Here is a 306-nt window from a genome sequence, read left to right as displayed (position 1 = left end):
TTCGCGGCCGGCGTCGTCAACGCCCTGCTGGTCACGCGGGCGCGGCTGCTTCCGTTCATCACGACCCTGGTGACCATGCTGGCGGCCAATGGCTGTGCGCTGCTGCTGGCCGGCAACCAGTCGGTCGCGGTGTCCTACACCAGCGGCTTCACCGATATCGGGCAGGCCGACCTGGGCATCTTTCCGGTCCCCGCGCTGATCGTGGTCGCGCTCTACGCGCTCGGCTCGCTGATCCTGCACCGCACCTCGGCCGGTCGCAGCGTGCTGGCCACCGGCGGAGGCGAGGAGGCGTCGCGCCTGATGGGT

General features: G+C 70.6%; 1 protein-coding gene. It reads left to right on the top strand.

Features of this window, described 5'->3' with window-relative positions; genetic code table 11:
* On the top strand, nucleotides 1-306 hold a 306-nt coding region (locus EOS_RS42935), incomplete at both ends, for an ABC transporter permease (protein WP_047898335.1).

It is taken from the genome of Caballeronia mineralivorans PML1(12), from assembly GCF_001028175.1.
Taxonomy (GTDB): Bacteria; Pseudomonadota; Gammaproteobacteria; order Burkholderiales; family Burkholderiaceae; genus Caballeronia; species Caballeronia mineralivorans.
The sequence above is the reverse complement of the archived record's forward strand: the minus strand, read 5'-3'. Positions and strand labels throughout refer to the sequence as shown.